At 68.2% G+C, this 21,217-nt stretch carries 23 protein-coding genes, 2 tRNA genes and 1 riboswitch; of the genes, 13 read left to right on the top strand and 12 right to left on the bottom strand.

Annotation, left to right across the window (positions count from 1 at the left end; all coding sequences use genetic code 11):
- Positions 1 to 228: 228 nt before the first annotated feature.
- The 8 genes from KRX52_RS11445 to KRX52_RS11480 all read right to left on the bottom strand — a co-directional run bounded on the left by KRX52_RS11445 (position 229) and on the right by KRX52_RS11480 (position 7,189).
- The gene (locus tag KRX52_RS11445) at positions 229 to 1,446 is read right to left on the bottom strand and encodes a methyltransferase (protein WP_367890537.1); all 1,218 of its coding nucleotides are present in this window, start codon (positions 1,444 to 1,446) and stop codon (positions 229 to 231) included.
- 84 nt (positions 1,447 to 1,530) lie between these two features.
- Positions 1,531 to 2,487, bottom strand: a complete 957-nt coding sequence (locus KRX52_RS11450; protein WP_217681861.1) for a calcium-binding protein — start codon at positions 2,485 to 2,487, stop codon at positions 1,531 to 1,533.
- Between the two features lie 89 nt (positions 2,488 to 2,576).
- A riboswitch (cyclic di-GMP riboswitch) is annotated at positions 2,577 to 2,651 on the bottom strand.
- A 111-nt stretch (positions 2,652 to 2,762) separates the two neighbouring features.
- Positions 2,763 to 2,838 (bottom strand) — tRNA-Phe (locus KRX52_RS11455).
- A 28-nt stretch (positions 2,839 to 2,866) separates the two neighbouring features.
- Positions 2,867 to 2,942, bottom strand: a tRNA-Phe gene (locus tag KRX52_RS11460).
- 107 nt (positions 2,943 to 3,049) lie between these two features.
- Positions 3,050 to 3,322 carry an oxidative damage protection protein gene (locus KRX52_RS11465; RefSeq protein WP_217681862.1) on the bottom strand — a complete coding sequence of 91 codons (273 nt, stop codon included), beginning with the start codon at positions 3,320 to 3,322 and terminating at the stop codon, positions 3,050 to 3,052.
- Positions 3,323 to 3,357: 35 nt separating this feature from the next.
- Positions 3,358 to 4,425, bottom strand: coding sequence for an A/G-specific adenine glycosylase (gene mutY / locus KRX52_RS11470; protein WP_217681863.1), 1,068 nt, complete (start codon positions 4,423 to 4,425; stop codon positions 3,358 to 3,360).
- Positions 4,422 to 6,659, bottom strand: a complete 2,238-nt coding sequence (locus KRX52_RS11475) for an AsmA family protein (RefSeq protein WP_217681864.1) — start codon at positions 6,657 to 6,659, stop codon at positions 4,422 to 4,424. Before KRX52_RS11475 ends, mutY begins: the two co-directional genes overlap by 4 nt.
- Positions 6,660 to 6,784: 125 nt before the next feature.
- A complete protein-coding gene (locus KRX52_RS11480) occupies positions 6,785 to 7,189 on the bottom strand; it encodes an acetyl-CoA sensor PanZ family protein (RefSeq protein WP_217681865.1) in 405 nt (134 codons plus the stop codon).
- 139 nt (positions 7,190 to 7,328) lie between these two features.
- On the opposite strand from KRX52_RS11480, the gene hisB reads away from it, so the two are divergent.
- The 5 genes from hisB (at position 7,329) to hisF (ending at position 10,489) form a co-directional block, all read left to right on the top strand.
- The gene (hisB, locus tag KRX52_RS11485) at positions 7,329 to 7,922 is read left to right on the top strand and encodes an imidazoleglycerol-phosphate dehydratase HisB (protein WP_217681866.1); all 594 of its coding nucleotides are present in this window, start codon (positions 7,329 to 7,331) and stop codon (positions 7,920 to 7,922) included.
- Positions 7,922 to 8,560 carry an imidazole glycerol phosphate synthase subunit HisH gene (gene hisH / locus KRX52_RS11490; protein WP_217681867.1) on the top strand — a complete coding sequence of 213 codons (639 nt, stop codon included), beginning with the start codon at positions 7,922 to 7,924 and terminating at the stop codon, positions 8,558 to 8,560. Before hisB ends, hisH begins: the two co-directional genes overlap by 1 nt.
- The gene (locus tag KRX52_RS11495) at positions 8,560 to 8,820 is read left to right on the top strand and encodes a DUF2164 domain-containing protein (protein ID WP_217681868.1); all 261 of its coding nucleotides are present in this window, start codon (positions 8,560 to 8,562) and stop codon (positions 8,818 to 8,820) included. The genes hisH and KRX52_RS11495 overlap by 1 nt, the downstream gene beginning before the upstream one ends.
- A gap of 36 nt (positions 8,821 to 8,856) precedes the next feature.
- Complete coding sequence (gene hisA / locus KRX52_RS11500) at positions 8,857 to 9,594, top strand: 1-(5-phosphoribosyl)-5-[(5-phosphoribosylamino)methylideneamino]imidazole-4-carboxamide isomerase (RefSeq protein WP_217681869.1); 738 nt, start codon at positions 8,857 to 8,859, stop codon at positions 9,592 to 9,594.
- A 124-nt stretch (positions 9,595 to 9,718) separates the two neighbouring features.
- On the top strand, positions 9,719 to 10,489 hold the full coding sequence (gene hisF, locus KRX52_RS11505; RefSeq protein WP_217681870.1) for an imidazole glycerol phosphate synthase subunit HisF: 771 nt from the start codon (positions 9,719 to 9,721) through the stop codon (positions 10,487 to 10,489).
- 196 nt (positions 10,490 to 10,685) lie between these two features.
- On the opposite strand, the gene KRX52_RS11510 is transcribed toward hisF, so the two are convergent.
- The 3 genes from KRX52_RS11510 to gpmI all read right to left on the bottom strand — a co-directional run bounded on the left by KRX52_RS11510 (position 10,686) and on the right by gpmI (position 14,939).
- The gene (locus KRX52_RS11510; RefSeq protein ID WP_217681871.1) at positions 10,686 to 12,005 is read right to left on the bottom strand and encodes a S41 family peptidase; all 1,320 of its coding nucleotides are present in this window, start codon (positions 12,003 to 12,005) and stop codon (positions 10,686 to 10,688) included.
- Between the two features lie 26 nt (positions 12,006 to 12,031).
- Entirely contained in the window at positions 12,032 to 13,318 is a 1,287-nt protein-coding gene (locus tag KRX52_RS11515; protein WP_217681872.1) for a murein hydrolase activator EnvC family protein, read from the bottom strand.
- A gap of 85 nt (positions 13,319 to 13,403) precedes the next feature.
- Positions 13,404 to 14,939 (bottom strand): 2,3-bisphosphoglycerate-independent phosphoglycerate mutase, encoded by a 1,536-nt coding sequence (gene gpmI, locus KRX52_RS11520; protein ID WP_217681873.1) that lies wholly within the window; start codon positions 14,937 to 14,939, stop codon positions 13,404 to 13,406.
- Between the two features lie 167 nt (positions 14,940 to 15,106).
- Here gpmI and KRX52_RS11525 point away from each other — a divergent pair, with 167 nt between their 5' ends.
- Genes KRX52_RS11525 through secB form a run of 3 tightly spaced genes read left to right on the top strand, consistent with a single transcriptional unit; the run spans position 15,107 to position 16,278 of the window.
- Positions 15,107 to 15,520, top strand: coding sequence for a rhodanese-like domain-containing protein (locus KRX52_RS11525; protein ID WP_217681874.1), 414 nt, complete (start codon positions 15,107 to 15,109; stop codon positions 15,518 to 15,520).
- A gap of 1 nt (position 15,521) precedes the next feature.
- Positions 15,522 to 15,776, top strand: a complete 255-nt coding sequence (grxC, locus tag KRX52_RS11530) for a glutaredoxin 3 (RefSeq protein WP_217681875.1) — start codon at positions 15,522 to 15,524, stop codon at positions 15,774 to 15,776.
- Positions 15,777 to 15,804: 28 nt separating this feature from the next.
- Positions 15,805 to 16,278 carry a protein-export chaperone SecB gene (gene secB, locus KRX52_RS11535; RefSeq protein WP_217681876.1) on the top strand — a complete coding sequence of 158 codons (474 nt, stop codon included), beginning with the start codon at positions 15,805 to 15,807 and terminating at the stop codon, positions 16,276 to 16,278.
- A gap of 160 nt (positions 16,279 to 16,438) precedes the next feature.
- On the opposite strand, the gene trmL is transcribed toward secB, so the two are convergent.
- Complete coding sequence (gene trmL / locus KRX52_RS11540; protein WP_217682133.1) at positions 16,439 to 16,900, bottom strand: tRNA (uridine(34)/cytosine(34)/5-carboxymethylaminomethyluridine(34)-2'-O)-methyltransferase TrmL; 462 nt, start codon at positions 16,898 to 16,900, stop codon at positions 16,439 to 16,441.
- A 107-nt stretch (positions 16,901 to 17,007) separates the two neighbouring features.
- Between trmL and KRX52_RS11545 the strand changes: the two genes are divergently transcribed.
- Genes KRX52_RS11545 through KRX52_RS11565 form a run of 5 tightly spaced genes read left to right on the top strand, consistent with a single transcriptional unit; the run spans position 17,008 to position 21,217 of the window.
- Positions 17,008 to 17,913, top strand: coding sequence for an MSHA biogenesis protein MshI (locus KRX52_RS11545; protein ID WP_254797541.1), 906 nt, complete (start codon positions 17,008 to 17,010; stop codon positions 17,911 to 17,913).
- Positions 17,913 to 18,536: a PilN domain-containing protein gene (locus tag KRX52_RS11550; RefSeq protein ID WP_254797542.1), complete on the top strand. Its 624-nt coding sequence runs from the start codon at positions 17,913 to 17,915 to the stop codon at positions 18,534 to 18,536. Before KRX52_RS11545 ends, KRX52_RS11550 begins: the two co-directional genes overlap by 1 nt.
- Positions 18,533 to 19,267: a type II secretion system protein M gene (locus KRX52_RS11555; protein WP_217681877.1), complete on the top strand. Its 735-nt coding sequence runs from the start codon at positions 18,533 to 18,535 to the stop codon at positions 19,265 to 19,267. The genes KRX52_RS11550 and KRX52_RS11555 overlap by 4 nt, the downstream gene beginning before the upstream one ends.
- The gene (locus tag KRX52_RS11560) at positions 19,260 to 19,595 is read left to right on the top strand and encodes a Type II secretory pathway component (protein WP_367890538.1); all 336 of its coding nucleotides are present in this window, start codon (positions 19,260 to 19,262) and stop codon (positions 19,593 to 19,595) included. Before KRX52_RS11555 ends, KRX52_RS11560 begins: the two co-directional genes overlap by 8 nt.
- Entirely contained in the window at positions 19,595 to 21,217 is a 1,623-nt protein-coding gene (locus KRX52_RS11565; RefSeq protein ID WP_254797543.1) for a pilus (MSHA type) biogenesis protein MshL, read from the top strand. The genes KRX52_RS11560 and KRX52_RS11565 overlap by 1 nt, the downstream gene beginning before the upstream one ends.

Genomic DNA, 21,217 nt, shown 5'->3' on the forward strand with positions numbered 1-21,217 from the left:
GCAGTCAGGCGCACATGAGCGGATATTCATCATGGCTCGGGGCATCCGATGGCCCCATCAGAAGCCGGATATACGGAAGCAGTCGTACCACGCTTGTCGAAACAGCATTTCGCTGGCAAACCGGGGGGAGTCCATATAAGAAGACTCGCGCAGCGATCTTCTACCCTTGTCCCGGTGCGCGCATCCCGGTAGGTAATCGCTGCGCGAGTTACCTACCCTACGCCGGGTTCAGTCGCGCTCCGCCAGCAGCAGCAGGTTGCGCGGAGTCAGCTGGTAGTCGCAGAACTGGCCAAGCTGCACCCGGTAGCCCTGCTCTTCCAGGTACAGCGCGCGATCCAGCAGCAGCCACACTTCCAGCGGCCGGCGGAACAGGCCGCGCACCAGCTCCAGGTTGCGCACCTCGGCCAGGCGCTGCCAGCCGGCGGCTTCCAGGGCGGCCCAGTCGCGCTCGCCCGGCGCCGGCAACTGCTTGAGCGCGGCGAGGTCGCGGCACCAGTCGGCGAACGGCTTGTGCAGCCAGGCCGTCGGCAGCGAGGGCGTCGGCAGGTAGTCGTCGACGCCGCGCAGCTGCCGTTGCAGCAGGTCGAAGGCCAGGCGGCGGGCCATCGAGTGGTCGCGCAGGCGCCGTACCCGCGCGCCGGCGGTCACGGTTTCCAGCAGCGGCAGGCCCAGATCGTCGCGGTCGAGGCGCAGTGAGGAGGCCTGGGCTGGCTGCGACAGCGACACATAGCGATCTCCCGCGATGCGGTTGTAGCAGCACGGCGCCACGGCCAGTTGGCGGCAGCCGGCGTGGCTGGCCAGGCGCAGCAGGCGCAGGTGCAACTCGCCGCAGGCGTGCAGGGCCACCGGGGTGTGGGTAGCGTGCAATCGCGCGGCGGCACTGGCGGCCAGCACGTCCTGCTCGAGGTGCTGCGCATCCAGCGCCAGGCGCTGGCTCAGGCGCTGGCCGTCGACGACCAGGGCGGCATCGTATTCCAGGCAGGTCAGCGGCGTGCCGGCGTGGGCCAGGTGGCGGCCCAGATGGCCCTTGCCCGAGCACCAGTCGAGCCAGTGCTGCACCGGCTGGTGAAAGCTCAGGCTGGCGGCGAAGGCCTCGATCTGCTGCCACTTGCGCCCCGGAACGTCGACGCTGAACTGCGCCGGCAAGCGCGCGGTGAGCTTGGCGGGCAGGACGCCGACGGTGGACAGGGCGGCTGCTTGCGCCGCCAGGGCGGGGAAGGGCGCCGGCGCCCCCAGCCGTGCCGGCTGGTTGTGCGCGGCCTCGGCCTGCTCCAGGCTGCGCCCGCGCAGCCAGCGCGCCAGCTCGGCGTGGTCGCGCTCCCAGTCGAGGGCGAGGCGGGTGAAGGGGGCCTCGCGCCACAGAGGCTGATGGGCGACGAGGAAGGCATCCAGCTCGGCAAAGCGCTGGCGCAGCGGGGCGCCATGGAGAGGTTCGGGGCTGGACACGGGGAGGCGGGCCGGTGGTGGAGGCGCGCGGATTATAGCGGCGGCCATCCGGCGTGCCCACGTGGACACGCCGGATGGCCGGGCTCAGCCGAACTGGATGTCGCTGGTGGCGAAGTCAGCGATACCGATCAGGGTCAGCGACCAGCTGTCGTCGCCGTTGAGGGTCAGTACCGTGTCCAGGGGGCCGCTGCCATCGACATCGGTTTGCGCGATGTTGAACAGCTCGTTGAACTGCTCCTCGCTAATGCCGGAGAAGTCGAGGGTGTCGACGCCCTGCTCGAAGTCGGTGATGGTATCGTGGCCGTCGCTGCTGCTGGCGCTCAGGGCGCTGCCGAAGCTGAACTGGTCGGAGTAGTAGCGGGTATGCGTGACTTGGTTGCGTGCGCCACCGGTGATGTAGGTGAAGTCCTCGCGCTCGCCCATCAGGCCGGCCAGCACGTCCACGCCATCGATCCAGGCTTCCGGAGCGCCGGTAGCATCGGTGAAGTCGAGATTGAACTCGATCACCTTGCCGTCGGGATTCAGCTCGTACTTGCCAATCAGGTATTCCAGCCAGCCGCCGTACAGCTGGTTGAATTCACCCTGGCCGGTGCCGTCGATCAGCTGTCCATTCGCATCGACCTTGGCTGCCAGCCCCTGGCTGCTCAGCCAGTCGGTGAAGCGTTCGCTGACGCTTTCGCCCTCGCTGACGGCGAAGCTGTAGTGGAAGCTGTCGGCACCGTCGCCGCCGGTGAGGGTGTCGTCGCCCTCGTGGCCGGTGAGGCGGTCGTCGCCGTCGCCGCCATCGAGCGTGTCGTCGCCTTCCTGGCCGTGCAGGGTGTCCTCGCCGGCTTCGCCGTACAGGCTGTCATCGCCCTGCTGGCCGTTGAGCACGTCACTGCCATCGCCGCCATACAGGGTATCGTCGCCGGTCTGGCCGTTGAGGTTGTCGTTGCCCGCTGCGCCGGACAGGGTGTCATCGCCTGCCAAGCCGTTGAGCGTGTCCTTGCTGTCGGTGCCTTCGAGCGTGTCGTCGAGCTCGCTGCCGTTGATTGCTGCCATTTTCCCTCTCCCCCAAGCCTGGCCCGTCGAATAAGCGGCGCTCTTGCCAATGCGCGAGCCAAGGCTTTCCATGTTGGAAAAAACCAAGAATCGGCGGCCCGGCCATCTCGGAGAGATCCGCGGCTTTCCGTGCCCGCATCGCTACGGGGTCGGCTTTATCAGGAGAAACGCTAGCAGCGGATCGGCGACATCGCCAATGCAGAGGGAGGGGATAATCGCAGGGGCAGAAAGCAGAAAGCCCCGGCACATGGCCAGGGCTTTCTGTAGTGAATCAGTGGTGCCCAGGGACGGAATCGAACCGCCGACACGGGGATTTTCAATCCCCTGCTCTACCGACTGAGCTACCTGGGCATATCAGGGTTTGGACACCTGAAATAAGTGGTGCCCAGGGACGGAATCGAACCGCCGACACGGGGATTTTCAATCCCCTGCTCTACCGACTGAGCTACCTGGGCAACAACGGCCGGCATTAAACCGCCTTTGCCGCCGCAGAGTCAACTGTCGGCGGCAAAAAAATCAGTTTTTTTAAGCGCTTAGCGAGAAAGCTGGCGCTGGCCGGGGGTCATTCGCTGGGCGGCACGTAGCCTTCCGCCTGGGCGTACTCCTCGCCGGCGAAGAACTTGTCCATCTCGCCCTGCAGGAACTTGCGGTCGGCGGCATCCATCATGTTCAGCCGGCGCTCGTTGATCAGCATGGTCTGGTGCTTCTGCCACTCGTCCCAGGCCTGCTGCGAGATGTGGTTGAAGATGTCCTCGCCCTTGGCGCCCGGGAAGGGCTGCCGGTCGAGGGCGGGAAGTTCCTGGTTGTACTTGCGGCACATCACCATGCGGGTCATTGCGCTCTCCTGGCGGGGGTTGGCGGCGGGCTGCCTCAGCGGCTGGCCGGCGGGTCGATGGTTTCGGCCGCGCGCTTGAGCAGCTTCTTCACTGGAGCGGCAAGCCCCAGGCGCGGCGGGCTGGCGAGGTTATACCAGAGCCAGTCGCCTTCGGCCACGGCGTGGCCGTGCGGCTCGACGGCGATCAGCAGCGGCTCGATGTGCAGCTGAAAGTGGCTGAAGGTGTGGCTCAGCGCCGCCAGTGGCTGCTCGGCGCCCAGACGCAGGCCGTGGCGCTCGGCCAGTGCGGCCAGTTCGTCGCGCACGGCCAGCTCCGGCAGGCTCCACAGGCCGCCCCACAGGCCGCTGGACGGCCGCCGATAGAGCAGGATGGCACCGCTGCCGTCGTGCAGCAGCGGCATCAGCGTGTGCTTCTGCGGCAGCACCTTGCGCGGCTTGGGCTGCGGATAGTCCTTCTCGCGGCCGAGGCGATGCGCTTGGCAGTCGTCCTGCAGCGGGCAGAGCAGGCAGCTCGGCTTGCTGCGGGTGCACAGGGTGGCGCCCAGGTCCATCATCGCCTGGGTGTAGTGGTTGACCCGCGTCGGCGGGGTCAGGCGCTCGGCGGCGTCCCACAGCTGCGCGGCCACCCGCGTCTCGCCGGGATAGCCGTCCTGGGCGAGGAAGCGCGCCAGCACGCGCTTGACGTTGCCGTCGAGGATCGGCGCGCGCAGGCTCATGCTGATGCTGGCGATGGCGCCGGCGGTGGAGCGGCCGATGCCGGGCAGCTCGCTCAGGGCCGCCACCGAGCGGGGGAACTCGCCGCCGTGCTGCTCGACCACGATCCGTGCGGTCTTGTGCAGGTTGCGGGCGCGGCTGTAGTAGCCGAGGCCGGTCCACAGGTGCAGCACCTCGTCCTCGCTGGCGGCGGCCAGCGCCTGCACCGTGGGCAGGACGGCCATGAAGCGCTCGTAGTAGCCGAGCACGGTGGCGACCTGGGTCTGCTGCAGCATGATTTCCGAGACCCACACCCGGTAGGGGCTGATGGCCTGCTGCCAGGGCAGGTCGTGGCGGCCGTGGCGGTCGTACCAGGTCAGTACCCGGGTGGCGAAGTAGCGTTCACTCATCGTTTGAACAGGTTCTTGAGGGCATCTTTGAGTTCCGGGTCGACCTTGTCGCCGAGTTTTTCGTCGAGCTTTTCATTGAGCTTTTCGCTCAGCTTCTCGCCGGCCATCTTGGCGGCGATCTTGCCGAGGCCGTCCTGGTCGAGGCGGCAGGCCTTGGCGCCCAGCTCCAGCGGGCCGCGGCAGCGCAGCGGCCATTCGAGACCGGCGTAGCGCTCGTTGACCTGACAGGCCGGGTCGGGCGTCGCGCGCTGGTCGCCGCCGATGGTCAGGCCGAGGCGGTAGTCGAGGCCGAGCACGCGCAGGTCGATGTCGCCCTTGCCGTTCACTGTCAGGCCGGGGATGCGCGCGCGCAGGTCCTGGTTGCTGGCCACGCCGTTTTTCACCTGCAGGCTGCCGCGCAGTTCCTGCAGAGGGGTGTCCTTGTCGGCGAACTCGCTGCTCAGCGTCTTGCGGTTGAGGGTGGCGATGCCGCGGCACAGTTGCTGCTCGAGGTTGGCGTCGGCCAGGGCGCCGTCGTCGAGGACGAAGCTGGCCTTGCCGGCCAGGCTGTCGATCAGCGCCTTCTCGCTGTTGCCGCGGGCGTTGAGGCTGGCGTCCAGCTGCAGGTTGCCGCGCAGCGGGGGCTTCTCCGCCGGCTTGAGGGTGTGCAGCAGGCGTTCCAGCGGGATGTTGTCGAGCTTCGGTGCGAATTGCAGCTGCGGGGTGTCGCTGCGCGCGTCGAGGCTGCCGCTGACGGCGAAGTTGCCGTCGAACAGGTCGCCACGCAGCTCGCCGAGGTCGAGCTGGCCGTTCTGCGCCTTGACCTTGAGTCGGGCGTTGTCGATCGGCAGCTTGCGCAGGGTCAGCTGGCCGAGGTTGACGGTCAGTTCGGCATCCAGCCGGCGCAGGGCCGGCAGCGGCAGCAGCGGCGCCTCGCTCCAGGCGTGGGTGGTCGGCTTGTCCGGCAGTGGCGTGTTGCCTACGCCGCTGCCCTGGGCGCTCTTCTGCACTTCGGCCTTGCGGCTGGCGCTGGCGGCCTCGGCGGCCTCGCTGGGTGGCGGCAGGTAGCGGTCGAGGTCGAGGCGGTCGCCCTTGAGCTGGGCGCGCAGGCTCTGCCGGCTGAAATCGGCGACGGCGAGCTGGCCGCTGAAACTGCTGTCGTCCAGCGTCAGCTTGAGGTCCTGCAGGGTCAGGCTGGTGGGGCTGGCGCTCAGGCCGGCGACCAGGGTGGCGCGCCTGAGCGTGTTGGCATCGGCCATCGGCGGCAGGCTCTGGTCGATGCTCTCGAGGAAGGCGCGCAGGTCGAATTCGGCAATCGACAGGCCGCCTTCGAGCTGCGGCTGCTTGTCCAGTTCGCGCACCTTCAGCTCGCCAAGGACGTGGAGCTGGTTGGCGCTGAGCTTGAGGCTGTTCCATTCGGCGACCTGCGCGACGAGGTCGACCAGCAACTGGCCCTGGGCACTGAAGGCCAGGGTCTTGCTGCCGAGCGGCGCGCCGGAGGCCTCGCCCTTGAGCACCACGTCCTCCAGCAGGTAGCGCTGGAGCGCGGTATCGAAGCGCAGGTTGCCGACGAGCTCGCTGGTGGCCTGCAGCTGCGGCTGGTTGCTGCTGGCCAGGCCCTTGAGGATCAGCGGGATGCTGGCGCCTTCGCGGATCGGGCCGCTACGCAGGTCGAGGCCTTCGATGCTGTATTGCCGGCCGCTGCCGGCGTCGTGGTAGACGATGCGCGTGTTGCTCACCGCCAGACTGTCGATGTCCAGCTTGAGCGCCGCCACGCTCGGCGCAGGCGTCGGCGTGCCGGCGGAGGGCGCGCTGCCGGCGGCGGGCGGTGTAGCCTGCTGCGGCTGGCCGGCCAGGCGGCCGATGTCCTGCCAGTTGCCATGGCCCTGGGCGTCGCGCTGCAACTTGAGGTCCAGGCCGTCGATGCGGATGTCGCTCATCTGCACTTCGCGGCTCAGCAGCGGCAGCACGCGCACGGAAAAGCCGAGCATCTTCAGGTCGGCGAACGGCTGCTGCGGGGTGCTGGCGCTGGCCAGGGTGGCGTCGTGGATTTCCAGGCCCAGCCAGGGGAACAGGCTCCAGCCGATCTCGCCGGCGAGGTTCAGCTCGAGGTTGGCCTTGTCGCGGGCGAGCTGGCGGATCTCGTCCTTGTAGTCGTTGGGGTCGAGCAACTGGGTCAGGGCGAAGCCCAGGGCGACCAGGATCAGCAGCAGGCCGAGCAGCAACAGGCCGAGAAACTTGCCGAAGGCTTTCATGGCGAACGAGTCCTTGTGCGGGGCGGAAGCAGGCGAAGTATAGAGACGCGCCCGGCGCCGTGGGGCGCCGGGCGGTTCGACAGGATTGGAGTGCCGGGGCGGCGGTGGGTTCCCGCCGCGTGGCTTCAGACCTCCTGTTCCTGCAGCGGCAGCTCCAGACGGTGGGCCCAGGCCTGGACTTCCAGATGGCGTGGCGGTGCCAGCAGGCGCAGCGGCTGGTTGGTCTCGGCGGCGCGGCGGCGGGCCTCGGCGACCAGGCGGGCGGCCACGCCGCGGCCGCGGGTGAGCTTGCGCACGCACAGGTGCGACAGCTGCCAGCCGTCGGCGTCCTGCGCCAGCCAGGCGGCGCCGAGCAGGCGGTCATTGAAGCGTCCGGCGATCAGGCTGCCGGCGGCCAGGCCGGCGTCGATCAGGCTCGCGGCATCGGGGTAGGGCGCCAGCAGCCAGGCGGGGGCGTCGGCGTAGATCTTTTCCAGGTCGGTACGGTCCTGTGCGCTGGGCTGGGTAACGGCTTCGGCGATGACGGGCATGGCGTGCTCCTTCGGTAGGCTTGCGTGGATTGTATGTCTTTTGGCGCGCGGCATGCGCCGGCCGCGTTGGTAGCCCGTGGCCCCGGCCCCGGCCTATAATGGCGCATTCAAATCTGCCCGTGATTCTGTGGAGCTGGCAATGGCCGAACGCAAGGCGTCCGTCGAGCGCAACACCCTGGAAACCCAGGTCAAGGTTTCCATCAACCTGGATGGCACCGGCAAGGCCCGATTCGACATCGGTGTACCCTTCCTCGAGCACATGCTCGACCAGATCGCCCGCCACGGGCTGATCGACCTGGACATCGAGTGCAAGGGCGACCTGCACATCGACGACCACCATACCGTCGAGGACGTCGGCATCACCGTCGGCCAGGCCTTCGCCCAGGCCATCGGCGACAAGAAGGGCATCGTCCGCTACGGCCACTCCTACGTGCCGCTGGACGAGGCGCTGTCGCGCGTGGTGATCGACTTCTCCGGCCGCCCCGGCCTGACCATGAACGTGCCCTACACCCGCGCCACCGTCGGCGGCTTCGACGTCGACCTGTTCCAGGAATTCTTCCAGGGCTTCGTCAACCACGCCCTGGTGACCCTGCACATCGACAACCTGCGTGGCAGCAACACCCACCACCAGATCGAGACGGTGTTCAAGGCCTTCGGTCGCGCCCTGCGCATGGCCGTCGAGCAGGACCCGCGCATGGCCGGGCAGATGCCGTCGACCAAGGGGTGCCTGTAATGCAGACCGTCGCCGTCATCGACTACGGCATGGGCAACCTGCACTCGGTGGCCAAGGCGCTGGAACACGTCGGCGCTGGCCGGGTGCTGGTGACCAGCGATGCGCAGGCCATCCGTGAAGCCGACCGCGTGGTGTTCCCCGGCGTCGGCGCGATCCGCGACTGCATGGCCGAGATCCGTCGCCTGGGCTTCGACAGCCTGGTGCGCGAGGTCAGCCAGGACCGCCCGTTCCTCGGCATCTGCGTCGGCATGCAGGCGCTGATGGAGCACAGCGAGGAGAACGATGGCGTCGACTGCATCGGCCTGTTCCCCGGCCAGGTGCGCTTCTTCGGCAAGGACATGGTCGAGGACGGCGCGCCGCTCAAGGTGCCGCACATGGGCTGGAACGAGGTGCAGCAGAGCATCGATCACCCGTTGTGGCACGAGATCCCCGACGGCGGGCGCTTCTACTTCGTGCACAGCTACTACGTCGAGGCCGGCAATCCGGCGCAGGTCGCCGGCCGCGGCCACTACGGCAAGGACTTCGCCGCAGCGCTGGCCGAGGGCTCGCGCTTCGCCGTGCAGTTCCACCCGGAAAAGAGCCATACCCACGGCCTGCAGCTGCTGCAGAACTTCGTGAGTTGGGACGGCCGCCGCTGATGAGCCGGGCCAAGGGCAAGGCGCCGCTCCTCGCGCTGGACAGCGCGCAGGAGCAGGCCGCGCAGCAGATCCTCAAGCGCTTCCTCGCCGAGCGCTTCGAGCTGCAGCTGGGCTCCTTCGAGGCCCAGGAGCTGCTGGATCTGTTCGCCCGCGACATTGCCCCGTACTTCTACAACAAGGCGATCCTCGATGTGCAGGCGCACCTGAAGGACAGGTTCGAGAGCATCGAAAGCGACTTGTGGGCGCTCGAGAAGAGCTGACCCTTACCGAATTCAAGACTTGAGCAGGTTCAACCGATGCTGATTATCCCCGCGATCGACCTCAAAGACGGCGCCTGCGTGCGTCTGCGCCAGGGCCTGATGGACGACGCCACCGTATTCTCCGACGACCCGGTGGCGATGGCCGCCAAGTGGGTCGAGGGCGGCTGCCGCCGCCTGCACCTGGTCGACCTCAACGGCGCCTTCGAGGGCCAGCCGGTCAACGGCGAGGTGGTCACCGCCATCGCCAAGCGCTACCCGCAGCTGCCGATCCAGATCGGCGGCGGCATCCGCTCGCTGGAAACCATCGAGCACTACGTGCGCGCCGGGGTCAGCTACGTGATCATCGGCACCAAGGCGGTCAAGCAGCCGGAATTCGTCGCCGAGGCCTGCCGCGCCTTCCCGGGCAAGGTGATCGTCGGTCTGGACGCCAAGGACGGCTTCGTCGCCACCGACGGCTGGGCGGAAGTCTCCAGCGTGCAGGCCACCGATCTGGCCAAGCGCTTCGAGGCCGACGGCGTAGCCGCCATCGTCTACACCGACATCAGCAAGGACGGCATGATGCAGGGCTGCAACGTCGAGGCCACCGTGGCCCTGGCCAATGCCAGCCGTATCCCGGTGATCGCCTCCGGCGGCATCCACAACCTCGGCGACATCCAGAAGCTGCTCGACACCCGCAACCCGGGCATCGTCGGCGCCATCACCGGCCGCGCCATCTACGAAGGCACGCTGGACGTGGCCGAAGCCCAGGCGCTGTGCGACGGCTTCAAGGGCTGACCCTGAGGTAGACCGTAGGGTGGGTTAGCCGCGCAGCGGCGTAACCCACCGATTGGTGTCGATTTCCAACCCGCTTCGGTGGGTTACGGCCTGCGGCCTAACCCACCCTACGAGAGACATTGCCATGGCCCTCGCCAAACGCATCATCCCCTGCCTCGACGTGGACAACGGCCGCGTGGTCAAGGGCGTCAAGTTCGAGAATATCCGCGACGCCGGCGATCCGGTGGAGATCGCCCGCCGCTACGACGAGCAGGGCGCCGACGAGATCACCTTCCTCGACATCACCGCCAGCGTCGACGGCCGCGACACCACCCTGCACACCGTCGAGCGTATGGCCAGCCAGGTGTTCATCCCGCTGACCGTCGGCGGCGGCGTGCGCACCGTGCAGGACATCCGCAACCTGCTGAATGCCGGCGCGGACAAGGTGTCGATCAATACCGCCGCGGTGTTCAACCCGGAGTTCGTCGGCGAAGCGGCGCAGCGTTTCGGTTCGCAGTGCATCGTGGTGGCCATCGACGCCAAGAAGGTCTCCGCGCCTGGCGAAACCCCGCGCTGGGAAATCTTCACCCACGGCGGCCGCAAGCCCACCGGGCTGGATGCGGTGCTCTGGGCGAAGAAGATGGAAGAACTCGGCGCCGGCGAGATCCTGCTGACCAGCATGGACCAGGACGGCGTGAAGAGCGGCTACGACCTCGGCGTGACCCGCGCGATCAGCGAGGCGGTGGGCGTGCCGGTGATCGCCTCCGGCGGCGTCGGCAACCTCGAACACCTGGCGGCCGGCATCCTCGAAGGCAAGGCCGACGCGGTGCTGGCGGCGAGCATCTTCCACTTCGGCGAGTACACCGTGCCGGAGGCCAAGGCCTACCTGGCCAGTCGCGGCATCGTGGTGCGCTGAAGGCGCGCTGCGGCGGTAATGAAAACGGGAGCCAGTGGCTCCCGTTTTTGTGTGCCCAAGCTATCGGCAGGAGGACTGCAGGTAGCGGTAGGGTAGAAGACTCGCGCAGCGATCTTCTACCGTCCCCAGGCGTGGCCTTGATGGTAGGTAATCGCTACGCGAGTTAGCTACCCTACCCAGTGCCGCCCCCGCCGGCTCACGGCTTGCGGGTGATGTTCAGGCCCTTGAGCAGGTTGAGCGCCTGGCTCAGCTGGTAGTCCTCGTCCTGCGGCTTGCTGGTGTCCGGCGCGGCCTTGCCGTTGCTCGGCTTGTCCGCGCCGCCGTTGCCGTTGCCCAGGTGGCCGGACAGGTCGGCCTCCTTGAGCCCCTGGCTCGAGCCGTCGTCGTGGGTCACCTTGCCGCGCTCGACGACGATGTCGGGGACGATGCCCTGGGCCTGGATCGAGCGGCCGTTGGGGGTGAAGTACAATGCCGTGGTCAGCTTCAGCGCGCGCTCGTTGCTCAGCGGCAGCACGGTCTGCACCGAACCCTTGCCGAAGCTGTCGGTGCCCATCAGCACGCCGCGCTTGTGGTCCTGCAGGGCGCCGGCGACGATCTCGGCCGCCGAGGCGCTGCCGCCGTTGACCAGCACCACCAGTGGCACGCCTTCGCTGGCGTCGGCGCTGTCGGCGGAGAAGCGCAGCTCGGAGTTGGGGATGCGCCCCTTGGTGTAGACGATCAGGCCCTTGGTCAGGAAGTGGTCGGAGACCTCCACCGCCGCCTGCAGCACGCCGCCGGGGTTGTTGCGCAGGTCGAGGACCAGGCCGCCGAGCTTGCCGCCGTTGTCCTTCTTCAGCGTGGCCAGCGCCTTGGCGACTTCCTCGCCGCTGTTGACCTGGAACTGGGTGATGCGCAGGTAGCCGTAGTTCTTTTCCAGCAGCTCGCTCTTCACGCTGCGCACCTTGATCACCGCGCGCTCGAGCTTGACGTCGAAGGGCTTGCCGCCCTCGCGGACCAGAGTCAGCACGATCTTGCTGCCGGCCTTGCCGCGCAGCTTGTCCACCGCCTGCACCAGGGTCCAGCCCTTGGTCGGCTGGCCGTCGATCTTGACGATCAGGTCGCCCGCCTCGATGCCGGCACGCGCCGCCGGGGTGTCGTCGATCGGCGAGATCACCTTGAGCAGGCCATCCTCCTGGCCGACTTCGATGCCGAGGCCGCCGAACTCGCCGCTGGTGCTTTCCTGCAGCTCCTTGAAGTCCTCCGGCTCGAGGTAGGCCGAATGCGGATCGAGGTTGCTGAGCATGCCCTTGATGGCGTTTTCCAGCAGGGTCTTGTCGTCGATCGGCTCGACGTAGGCGGTCTTGATGCGCTCGAACACTTCGGCGAAGGTGCGCAGTTCGTCCAGCGGCAGGGTGGCCTTGCCCGCGAGCGGCGCGGGGCTGGTTCCATCGGCCGACTCCACAGCCTGCACCAGCGGCGCGGCGCCGAGCAGCGCAAGAGACAGGGCCAGGGCGGAGAGACGAAAACGCGACGACATGGGGTAACTCCTGAGTGGGCGTGCGGTCAGCCTTGGGCGCGGCACCAGCGCAGCGGATCGCTGGGCTGGCCCTGCTGGCGGATGGCGAAGTACAGCGCCGGGGTATCCTGACCACCGCTGCTGCCAACGGTGGAGATGGCTTCGCCGGCCTTGACCATATCGCCGGCTTCCTTCAACAAACTCTGATTATGGCCGTACAGGCTGAGATAGCCGTTGCCGTGATCGACGATCAGCAGCAGGCCGGCACCGCGCAGCCAGTCGGCGAACACCACGCGGCCGCCGTGGATGGCGCGCACCCGGGTGCCGGCGCTGGCGCCGATCAGCACGCCGTCCCATTTCAGCCGGCCGTCGTCGCGCGGGGTGCCGAAGCGCGCCAGCAGGCGGCCGTCCACCGGCCAGGGCAGCTGGCCGCGGGCCTGGGCGAACGGGCCGCCGAAGGCCGGTGCATTGCTGGAAACCTGCGGGCCGTCGCGCAGCAGGCTGTCGGGTTTCTTCTCGCTGGCGCCGCTGGCGGCCAGGCGGCGTTGCGCCTCGGCTTCGGCGGCCGCCTTGGCGCGGGCTTCGGCCAGCCTGCGCGCCTCCTCGGCTTCGCGCGCCTGGCGGGCCAGGGTTTCCTCGATGGTCTTGAGTACGCCGGCCAGCTCGGCCTGCTCCTGCTGGCGTGCCTTGAGCTTGCGGTCGCCGTCGCCGAGTTCGCTGTTGAGTTTAGCCAGCGCCTCGCGGTGCGCGCCGCGCACCTGCTCCAGCGCTTCGCGGCGGTCCTGCAGCTCGACCCGCTGGCCGGCGAGCAGGCTGTGCTGGGTGGCCAGGTCGGCCTCGACGGCGTGCAGCTGGTCGAGGGTGTCGTTGAAGGCGGCCAGCTGCTCGCTGCGCGCGCGGCTGAGGTAGTCGTGGTAGGTCAGGTTGCGCGAGAACTGCTCGGGCTGCTGCTGGTTGAGCAGCAGCTTGAGGTATTCCTGCTGGCCGCTCTGGTAGGCGGCGCGGACCTGGATGGCGATCAGCTGTTGCTGTTCAGCGCGCTGGCTCTGGAGTTTTTTTTTCTCCTCGTCGAGGCGCTGGATTTCGCTCTCGCCGTCCTTGAGCTGCTGCTCGAGGGCGTCGATCTGCTTCTGCAGATCGCCCATCTCGCGCTCGGTGCCCTGCAGCTGCTTCTGCACGCCGGACTTCTCCTGCTGCAGGCTGCCGAGCAGCTTCTGCAGCTCGTCGATGTCCTTGCGCGCGGCTTCCAGCTGGCGCTGGGCATCGGCGCGCTCGTCGGCGATGGCCGGCGCGAGGCAGCAGGCGAGCAGGGCGAACAGGGCGGCACGCAGCATGGACGGGCTTCCGAGTGACAAGGCGCTCTAGTATGCCGCGGCGGGCGACAAAAGAAACGCCCCGGACGGGGCCGGGGCGTGATCCTTACAGCCGTTCGACCAGCGGCGTGCCGGTCATCTCGGCGGGGATCGGCATGCCCAGCAGCTTGAGCATGGTCGGCGCCACGTCGGCCAGCACGCCGCCGTCGCGGATGCGCAGCTGACGCGGGCCGTAATAGAGGAAGGGCACCGGCTCGCAGGTGTGTGCGGTGTGCGCTTGGCCGGTGCACTCGTCTTCCATCTGCTCGACGTTGCCGTGGTCGGCGGTGATCAGCGCCTCGCCGCCGACCTGGTCCAGCGCGGCGGCGATGCGACCGATACAGCCGTCCAGGCATTCCACGGCCTTGACTGCGGCGGCGAACACGCCGGTGTGGCCGACCATGTCGCCGTTGGCGTAGTTGACCACGATCACATCAAAACGCTGGTTCTCGATGGCCTCGACGATCTTGTCGGTGACTTCCGGCGCGCTCATCTCCGGTTTGAGGTCGTAGGTGGCGACGTTCGGCGACGGGATGAGGATGCGTTCCTCGCCGGCGAACGGTTCCTCGCGGCCACCGGAGAAGAAGAAGGTGACGTGGGCGTACTTCTCGGTCTCGGCGATGCGCAGCTGGGTCTTGCCGTTGTTGGCCAGGTACTCGCCGAGCACGTTGTCCAGCGAGGCCGGCGGGAAGGCGCAGGGCGCCGGGATGCTCGCCGCATACTGGGTGAGCATCACGAAGCCGGCCAGCTGCGGCACGCGCTGGCGGGCGAAGCCCTGGAAGTCGGCCTCGACGAAGGCGCGGCTCAGCTCGCGGGCGCGGTCGGCGCGGAAGTTCATGAACACCACGGCGTCGCCATCCTCGACGCGCACCGGCGTGCCGATGGTGGTGGCCTTGACGAACTCGTCGCTCTCGCCGCGGGCGTAGGCGGCCTCCAGGCCTTCCACGGCGCTGGCGGCGGTGAACTCGCCCTGGCCGTCGACGATCAGGTTGTAGGCCTGCTCGACGCGGTCCCAGCGGTTGTCGCGGTCCATGGCGAAGTAGCGGCCGGTGAGGCTGGCGATGCGGCCCTTGCCCAGCTTGGCGAAGGTGGCGTCGAGCAGCTCGATGGACGGCTGCGCGCTCTTCGGCGGGGTGTCGCGGCCGTCGAGGAAGGCGTGCAGGTAGATCTTCTCGGCACCGCGGCGAGCGGCCAGTTCGGCCATCGCGGCGATGTGTTCCTGGTGGCTGTGCACGCCGCCTTCGGAGAGCAGGCCGAGGATGTGCACCGCCTTGCCGGCCGCCACCGCCTGGTCCACCGCCGCGCCGATCACCGGGTTGGCGAAGAATTCGCCGTCGCGGATCGACTTGGTCACCCGGGTGAAGTCCTGGTACACCACGCGGCCGGCGCCGAGGTTCATGTGGCCGACCTCGGAGTTGCCCATCTGTCCGTCGGGCAGGCCGACGTCCATGCCGCTGCCGGAGATCAGGCCGTGCGGGCGGGTGGCGCACAGGCGATCCCACACCGGGGTGTTGGCGTGGAAGATGGCGTTGTAATCCGGGCTGTCGCTGTGACCGAAGCCGTCCAGGATGATCAGAACCAGGGGTTTGGGCGTGGCAGGCATGCGTCCGACTCGTGCAGGGGATGGGCAGAAAAGCAGCAGTTTACTGGCTGGCCGCACAGGCGTCACGGCGCGCGGACCGTTGCCCGCTGAAGGTGGCGCTGCGCGGGTTCAGCGGTTCCGACTGGCTGTGTATACTGCTGGCCATTTTACCGTGCCGGATGCTTGCGATGCTCGCCCACCTGATTGAGTTTGCCTCTAACCACTATGTCCTCAGCACCCTGTTCGTGGTGCTGCTGGCCCTGCTGCTGGCCAACGAGGCGCGCCGCGGCGGGCGCAGCCTGAACTGCCGCGAGCTGACCGCCAAGCTCAACGCCGGCGAGGCGCTGGTGCTGGACGTGCGTCCGCACAAGGAATTCGCCACCGGCCACATCGTCGATGCGCTGAACATCCCCCACGACAAGCTCGACAGTCGCATCGGCGAACTGGAGAAGCACAAGGCCAAGACCCTGATCGTGGTCGACGCGATGGGCCAGCATGCCGGCAGCGTGTGCAGCAAGCTGAAGCAGGCCGGCTACGCAGTCACCCGTCTGGGCGGCGGCATCGCCAGCTGGCGCAGCGACAACCTGCCGGTGGTGAAGTGACATGCAGCCGGTCGTCATCTATTCCAGCGACTACTGCCCCTACTGCATGCGCGCCAAGCAGCTGCTGAGCAACAAGGGCGTCGACTTCACCGAGATCAACGTCGACGGCCAGCGCGAAGCGCGTGCCGAGATGGCACGCAAGGCGGGTCGGACCTCGGTGCCGCAGATCTGGATCGGCGCCACCCATGTCGGCGGCTGCGACGACCTGTACGCCCTGGAGCGTGCCGGCAAGCTGGACGCCCTGCTGCGCGGTTGAACAATCCCTAGATAACAAGGAAGCAAGCATGACCGAACAAGCCAACGGCGCCGCTGCGCAGAACGACCAGCCGCAGTTTTCCCTGCAGCGCATCTACGTGCGCGACCTGTCCTTCGAGGCGCCGAAGACCCCGGAAATCTTCCGCCAGGACTGGCAGCCGAGCATCAGCATCGACCTCAATACCCGGCAGAAGGATCTCGGCGGCGATTTCCACGAGGTGGTGCTGACCGTGTCGGTCACCGTCAAGGTCGGCGAGGAAGTCGCCTACATCGCCGAAGTGCAGCAGGCCGGCATCTTCCTGGTCAAGGGCCTGGACAACGCCGCGATGAGCCACACCCTCGGCGCGTTCTGCCCGAACCTGCTGTTCCCCTATGCCCGCGAGACCCTGGACAGCCTGGTCGTGCGCGGCTCCTTCCCGGCGCTGATGCTGGCTCCGGTGAACTTCGATGCGCTCTATGCCCAGGAGCTGGCGCGCATGCAGGCGGCCGAGGCGCAGGCCTGATCGTCGTCCGGCACCGCCCGCCAGAGATGAAAGACCCCGCAGGCCATGCGGGGTTTTTTTATGCCGGGTGTCGGCTGGATGTGATGCCGTTGGCGCTGTTGATGTGCATCAACACACATTGTGATGCGGCTGTCACACTACGCCGGCATCATGGTGGCCCTCATTCGAGGGCGAAGTCGAGCTGGCGCCAGGCCTCGTAGACCGCCACCGCCACGGTGTTGGACAGGTTCAGGCTGCGGCAGCCAGGACGCATCGGCAGGCGCAGCAGGTTTTCGGCCGGCAGGCGGTCGAGTATCTCGGGCGGCAGGCCGCGGCTCTCGGGGCCGAAGATGAAGACGTCGCCCTTCTGATATTTCGTTTCGACGTAAGACTTATTGGCTTTGGTTGTGAAAGCCATTATTCTGGCACTGCCGATTTTTTTGAGACATGCGTCAAGATTTTTGTGCCGGTGTACTGTCGCGTATTCGTGGTAGTCCAGCCCCGCCCGGCGCAGGCGCTTGTCATCCAGCTCGAAACCCAACGGTTCGATCAGGTGCAGCTGGCAGCCGGTGTTGGCGCACAGTCGAATGATATTGCCGGTGTTGGGCGGAATTTCCGGCTGAAAAAGAACAACATGAAACATCGAATCAATGCCTGCGCAAAGCGAGAGAGCACGCATTCTAGCGCTTTGTGCCCGGCTTGCGGTTTGGCTGCCTGAGTGCCTCGGCTGAAGTCCAGGAGTACCCACTGTTGGTCTGGTTCAAGCGAAGGAAAGCACTAGCCGACGATCTGCTGGGTCTGGCGTCGGTGCCCGGAGGGCTGGCGCTGACCCGCGTGCAGCGGCGTGCCGGGGTGCCTGTGCTGGCGGTCTGCGAGTTCATCGCGGCAGCACCGACGGAACTCGCCAGCGCGCTGCGCGAGCGCGTCAGCGCGCTGGGCCTGGTCAAGCTGCCGGTCAACCTGTTGCTGGCGGCCAGCGACTATCAACTGCTGCTGATCGAGCGTCCCGCCGTGCCGGCCAGCGAGCTGCGCGCGGCCGCGCGCTGGCGCATCCGCGAACTGGTCAGCGAGCCGCTGGACAGCCTGGTGGTGGATGCCTTCGCCCTGCCTGACGATGCCTACCGGGGGCGTACTCCCATGGCCTATTGCGCGACGCTGGCGCGCGCGCGCATGCAGGCACTGGCCGAACTGGTGCAGGGCGCCGGTCTGCGCCTGGCCAGCATCGACATCCCGGAAATGGCCCTGCGCAACCTCGGCCTGCTGGCCGGCGCCGAGGGGCAGAACCTCGCCGTGCTGCAGCTGGGGGCCCGCGAGGGGCTGGTCTGCGTGCAGCACGGTGGCGACCTGTACATGACCCGGCGCATCGAGCGCGGGGTGGACAACCGCGGCGAAGAAAGCGGGCAGCTGGCGCTGGAAATCCAGCGCTCGCTGGACTACTTCGAGAGCCAGCTGGGTAAGGGTTATGTCAGCCGTCTGCTGCTGCTGGCGCTGCCTGAGCCGGTGCAGGCCGAACTGGCGGCGCGTCTGTCGATGCGCGTCCAGCCGCTGCTCCTTGACGAGCTGCTGCCCGGCTCGCCGCTGCAGGCCCTGCCTCTCGCGCAGCAGGGCCTGTGCCTGCCGGCCGTGGGCGCGGCCCTGCGCCAGGAGCAACGCTGATGTCCGCGCGCACGCCGATGCAGAACCTCAACCTCTACCAGAGCGAAACCGCCGCGGACGCCGGACGGCCATCGGCCAGCCTGATGCTCCTCGGCGCGCTGCTGCTGCTCGCCCTGATCCTCTTCGACGGTGGCTGGAGCTACTGGCGTATGGGACAGCTGCAGGCTGCCGCCGGGCAGGCGCAACAGGCCGCGGCCCAGGCCGAGGGCGAACTGGCGCAGGGGCGGCAGAACTTCCGCGAGCCGCAGCCCGACCCGCGGCTGCCGGGCCAGCTGGCCGAGCTGGAGGCGGCCAACCGCCAGCTGCAGCAGCTGGCCGAGCACCTGCAGGCCCTGCTGCGCGAGCGCAGCGCCGGTTTCCGCGCGCCGCTGGACGCCCTCGCCGAACGGCATGTGGCTGGGCTTTGGCTGAGCGCCATCCGTCTCGAGCAAGGCGGCAGCCAGTTGCTGCTGGAGGGCGCCAGCCAGAGCCCCGAACTGCTGCCCGATTACCTGAACAGCCTCGGCCGCAGTTCGGCCTTCGCCGGGCGGCAGTTCGCCCGCTTCGACCTGGACCGCGACGAGCGCGGCGTATTGCACTTCCGCCTGGCCTCCCAGGCGGGCAGCGAGGAGGGCACGCGATGAATCCGTTACTGCAACGCTGGCACGCCCTGGCCCCGCGCGAACAGTGGATGGCCTTCGCGGTCGCCCTGCTGCTGCCGGCGATGGCCTGGCTGATGCTCGGCCACGACCCGCTGGCGCAGCGCCTCAAGCAGCTGCAGGGCGAACAGCAGGGCGCCGAAACCCGCCGTCTGGACGCGCGCAGCGCGCTGGCCGAGCTGCAGGCACGCGCCGCTGTCGATCCCGACCTGGCGCTGCGCCAGGCGCTGCTGGCCGCACAGGCCGTGCGCGACGGCCAGCTGGATGCCCTGCAGCGCGAAACCGCCGCGCTGATCGATCCGCAGCGCATGCAGCGGGTGCTGCAGGATCTGCTGCAGACCCGCCCGGGCCTGCGCCTGCTGGGCCTGGAAAGCTTCTCCGCGCCGCTTGTCCTGCCGGCCGCGCCCGCCGCCGACCCGCAACGGCCGGCCAGCGGCCAGCCGGCGGCCGTCGCCACGGCAAATACCGCCAACCCTGCAGCGCCGGCGCCCGCGCCGATCCTCTACCGCCACGGCATGCGCCTGACCCTGGAGGGCAGCTACTTCGAGCTGCGCGACTACCTGCAGGACATCGAGCGGCAGAGCTTGGGCCAGGACGGCCGCCGCCTGTTCTGGGAGCGCCTCGACTACCAGGTCGACGAGGCCGGGCCGGGCAAGGCACGGATCACCCTCGAGCTGTACACCCTGAGCCGAGAAGCGGGGTGGATCGGTGTCTAGATGGCTGCTGACCCTGGGCTGCGCACTGCCGTTGCTGGCTGCTGCCGCCGTCGACCCGACCCTGCCGCCGCCGGCGCTGGCCAACCCTGCCGCGGAGGCCGCCGAGGCGGCGGCCCCGGCGCCGCCGCTGCAGGCCATCCTGCGCGGCCCCGCCGGCGCGCGTGCGGTGCTCGGCGGGCGCAGCCTGCGGGTCGGCGAGCGCCATGGCGACCTGCGCGTGCTGGCCATCCGCGCGCGCAGCGTACTGATCGAACGCCAGGGGCAGCGCAGCGAGCTGCACCTGACTCAACCCATTCTGACTCCCGCCACCCGGAGCCTGAGCCGCTGATGCCCATGATGCCTTTTCGCCTGTCGCACCTTGGCCTGCTCGCCGCCTGCTGCCTGCTGGCCGCCTGCCAGACCTTCACCGATGGCGACCGCCGGCTGCGCGAGCAGACCGACCGCCTGCTCGAGGACAGCCTGGCGCAGAGCCGGCGCAGCAACGTGCCGCCGCCGGCCGTGCAGGCGGCGCTGCTGCCGCCGCTGCTGCCGGACGGCGCCGGTTTCTCCAGCGGCCCGCGTTTCGACGTCGCGGTGCGCGACATGGAGGCCCGCGAGTTCTTCCTCAGCCTGATGGACAGCGCCGGGCAGAACCTGGTGGTGCATCCCGAGGTCAGCGGGCTGATCACCTTCAGCCTGCGCAACGTCACCCTCGATGAAGTGCTGCGGGCGGTACGCGACACCTACGGCTACGACTTCAAGCGCACCAGCTACGGCTACCGCATCCTGCCCAACCAGCTGCAGACGCGCACCTACAACCTCAACTACCTCAACGTGCAGCGCGAGGGCTCCAGCGATACCCGGGTCAGCTCCGGCCAGGTCACCGGCAGCGACGACAGCAACTCCGACAGCTCCAACAGTTCCGCCAGCAACAACGGCAACGACAGCAGCGGCGGCAGCAATGGGGCCAGCACCCTCAACGCCAGCCAGGTGCTGACCACCAGCAAGGTCGATTTCTGGAAAGAGGTGGGCGAGGTGGTCGGCGCGCTGATCGGCGACGAGGAAGGCAACACGGTGGTGGTCAACCCGCAGGCCAGCCTGCTGGTGGTGCGCGCCTCCAGCAGCGACCAGCAGAACGTCGAGGCCTTCCTCGAGCAGGCCGAGCGCAACCTGCAGCGCCAGGTGATCCTCGAGGCGAAGATCCTCGAGGTGCGCCTGAGCGACAGCTTCCAGGCGGGGATCAACTGGACCCAGCTGGGCAGCAAGCTCAGCCTCGACCTGGCTGGCGCCCCGCTGAGCGGCGCCTCGGGCATCGACGGAGTGTTCAGCGCGCTGTACAGCAGCGGCGACTTCAGCGCCCTGCTGCAGTTGCTGGAAACCCAGGGCCAGGTGCGCGTGCTGTCCAGCCCGCGCATCTCCACGCTGAACAACCAGAAGGCGGTGATCAAGGTCGGCACCGACGAGTTCTTCGTCACCGACGTGTCGTCGACCAACACCACCACCACCACCGGGATCGCCGAGCCGACCCAGGATGTCACCCTGACGCCGTTCTTCTCCGGCATCTCCCTGGACGTGACCCCGCAGATCAACCAGCGCGAGGAGGTCACCCTGCACGTGCGGCCGACCGTCAGCCGCGTGCAGGACCAGAACAAGGAAATCAGCTTCGGCGAGGACCGCGTGCTCAACCTGCCGCTGGCACTGTCCACCACCCGCCAGTCCGACTCCATCGTGCGGGCGCGCAGCGGCCAGGTGGTGGTGATCGGCGGCCTGCTCGAGGATGTCAACGACAACACCGACGCCAACGTGCCCTGGCTGTCGAAGCTGCCGATCCTCGGCTGGCTGTTCCAGCAGCAGCGCAAGGATCTGGTGCGCAGCGAACTGGTGATTCTGCTGCGCCCGCAGGTGATCGGCGCCGACACCTGGCTCGAAGAGCTGCAGAAGAGCGCAGCCAGCTTCCGCGAGCTGAGGTAG

The organism is Geopseudomonas aromaticivorans, assembly GCF_019097855.1.
Taxonomy (GTDB): Bacteria; Pseudomonadota; Gammaproteobacteria; order Pseudomonadales; family Pseudomonadaceae; genus Geopseudomonas; species Geopseudomonas aromaticivorans.

Coding starts and splice junctions, on each gene's coding strand:
- secB (WP_217681876.1), top strand. CDS start 15,805: ATGACCGAACAAGCCAACGGCGCCGCTGCGCAGAACGACCAGCCGCAG.
- hisA (WP_217681869.1), top strand. CDS start 8,857: ATGCTGATTATCCCCGCGATCGACCTCAAAGACGGCGCCTGCGTGCGT.
- KRX52_RS11475 (WP_217681864.1), bottom strand. CDS start 6,659: ATGAAAGCCTTCGGCAAGTTTCTCGGCCTGTTGCTGCTCGGCCTGCTG.
- hisF (WP_217681870.1), top strand. CDS start 9,719: ATGGCCCTCGCCAAACGCATCATCCCCTGCCTCGACGTGGACAACGGC.
- hisH (WP_217681867.1), top strand. CDS start 7,922: ATGCAGACCGTCGCCGTCATCGACTACGGCATGGGCAACCTGCACTCG.
- KRX52_RS11555 (WP_217681877.1), top strand. CDS start 18,533: ATGAATCCGTTACTGCAACGCTGGCACGCCCTGGCCCCGCGCGAACAG.
- KRX52_RS11525 (WP_217681874.1), top strand. CDS start 15,107: ATGCTCGCCCACCTGATTGAGTTTGCCTCTAACCACTATGTCCTCAGC.
- KRX52_RS11465 (WP_217681862.1), bottom strand. CDS start 3,322: ATGACCCGCATGGTGATGTGCCGCAAGTACAACCAGGAACTTCCCGCC.
- KRX52_RS11480 (WP_217681865.1), bottom strand. CDS start 7,189: ATGCCCGTCATCGCCGAAGCCGTTACCCAGCCCAGCGCACAGGACCGT.
- trmL (WP_217682133.1), bottom strand. CDS start 16,900: ATGTTTCATGTTGTTCTTTTTCAGCCGGAAATTCCGCCCAACACCGGC.
- KRX52_RS11510 (WP_217681871.1), bottom strand. CDS start 12,005: ATGTCGTCGCGTTTTCGTCTCTCCGCCCTGGCCCTGTCTCTTGCGCTG.
- mutY (WP_217681863.1), bottom strand. CDS start 4,425: ATGAGTGAACGCTACTTCGCCACCCGGGTACTGACCTGGTACGACCGC.
- hisB (WP_217681866.1), top strand. CDS start 7,329: ATGGCCGAACGCAAGGCGTCCGTCGAGCGCAACACCCTGGAAACCCAG.
- KRX52_RS11515 (WP_217681872.1), bottom strand. CDS start 13,318: ATGCTGCGTGCCGCCCTGTTCGCCCTGCTCGCCTGCTGCCTCGCGCCG.
- grxC (WP_217681875.1), top strand. CDS start 15,522: ATGCAGCCGGTCGTCATCTATTCCAGCGACTACTGCCCCTACTGCATG.
- KRX52_RS11495 (WP_217681868.1), top strand. CDS start 8,560: ATGAGCCGGGCCAAGGGCAAGGCGCCGCTCCTCGCGCTGGACAGCGCG.
- KRX52_RS11450 (WP_217681861.1), bottom strand. CDS start 2,487: ATGGCAGCAATCAACGGCAGCGAGCTCGACGACACGCTCGAAGGCACC.
- KRX52_RS11565 (WP_254797543.1), top strand. CDS start 19,595: ATGCCCATGATGCCTTTTCGCCTGTCGCACCTTGGCCTGCTCGCCGCC.
- gpmI (WP_217681873.1), bottom strand. CDS start 14,939: ATGCCTGCCACGCCCAAACCCCTGGTTCTGATCATCCTGGACGGCTTC.
- KRX52_RS11550 (WP_254797542.1), top strand. CDS start 17,913: ATGTCCGCGCGCACGCCGATGCAGAACCTCAACCTCTACCAGAGCGAA.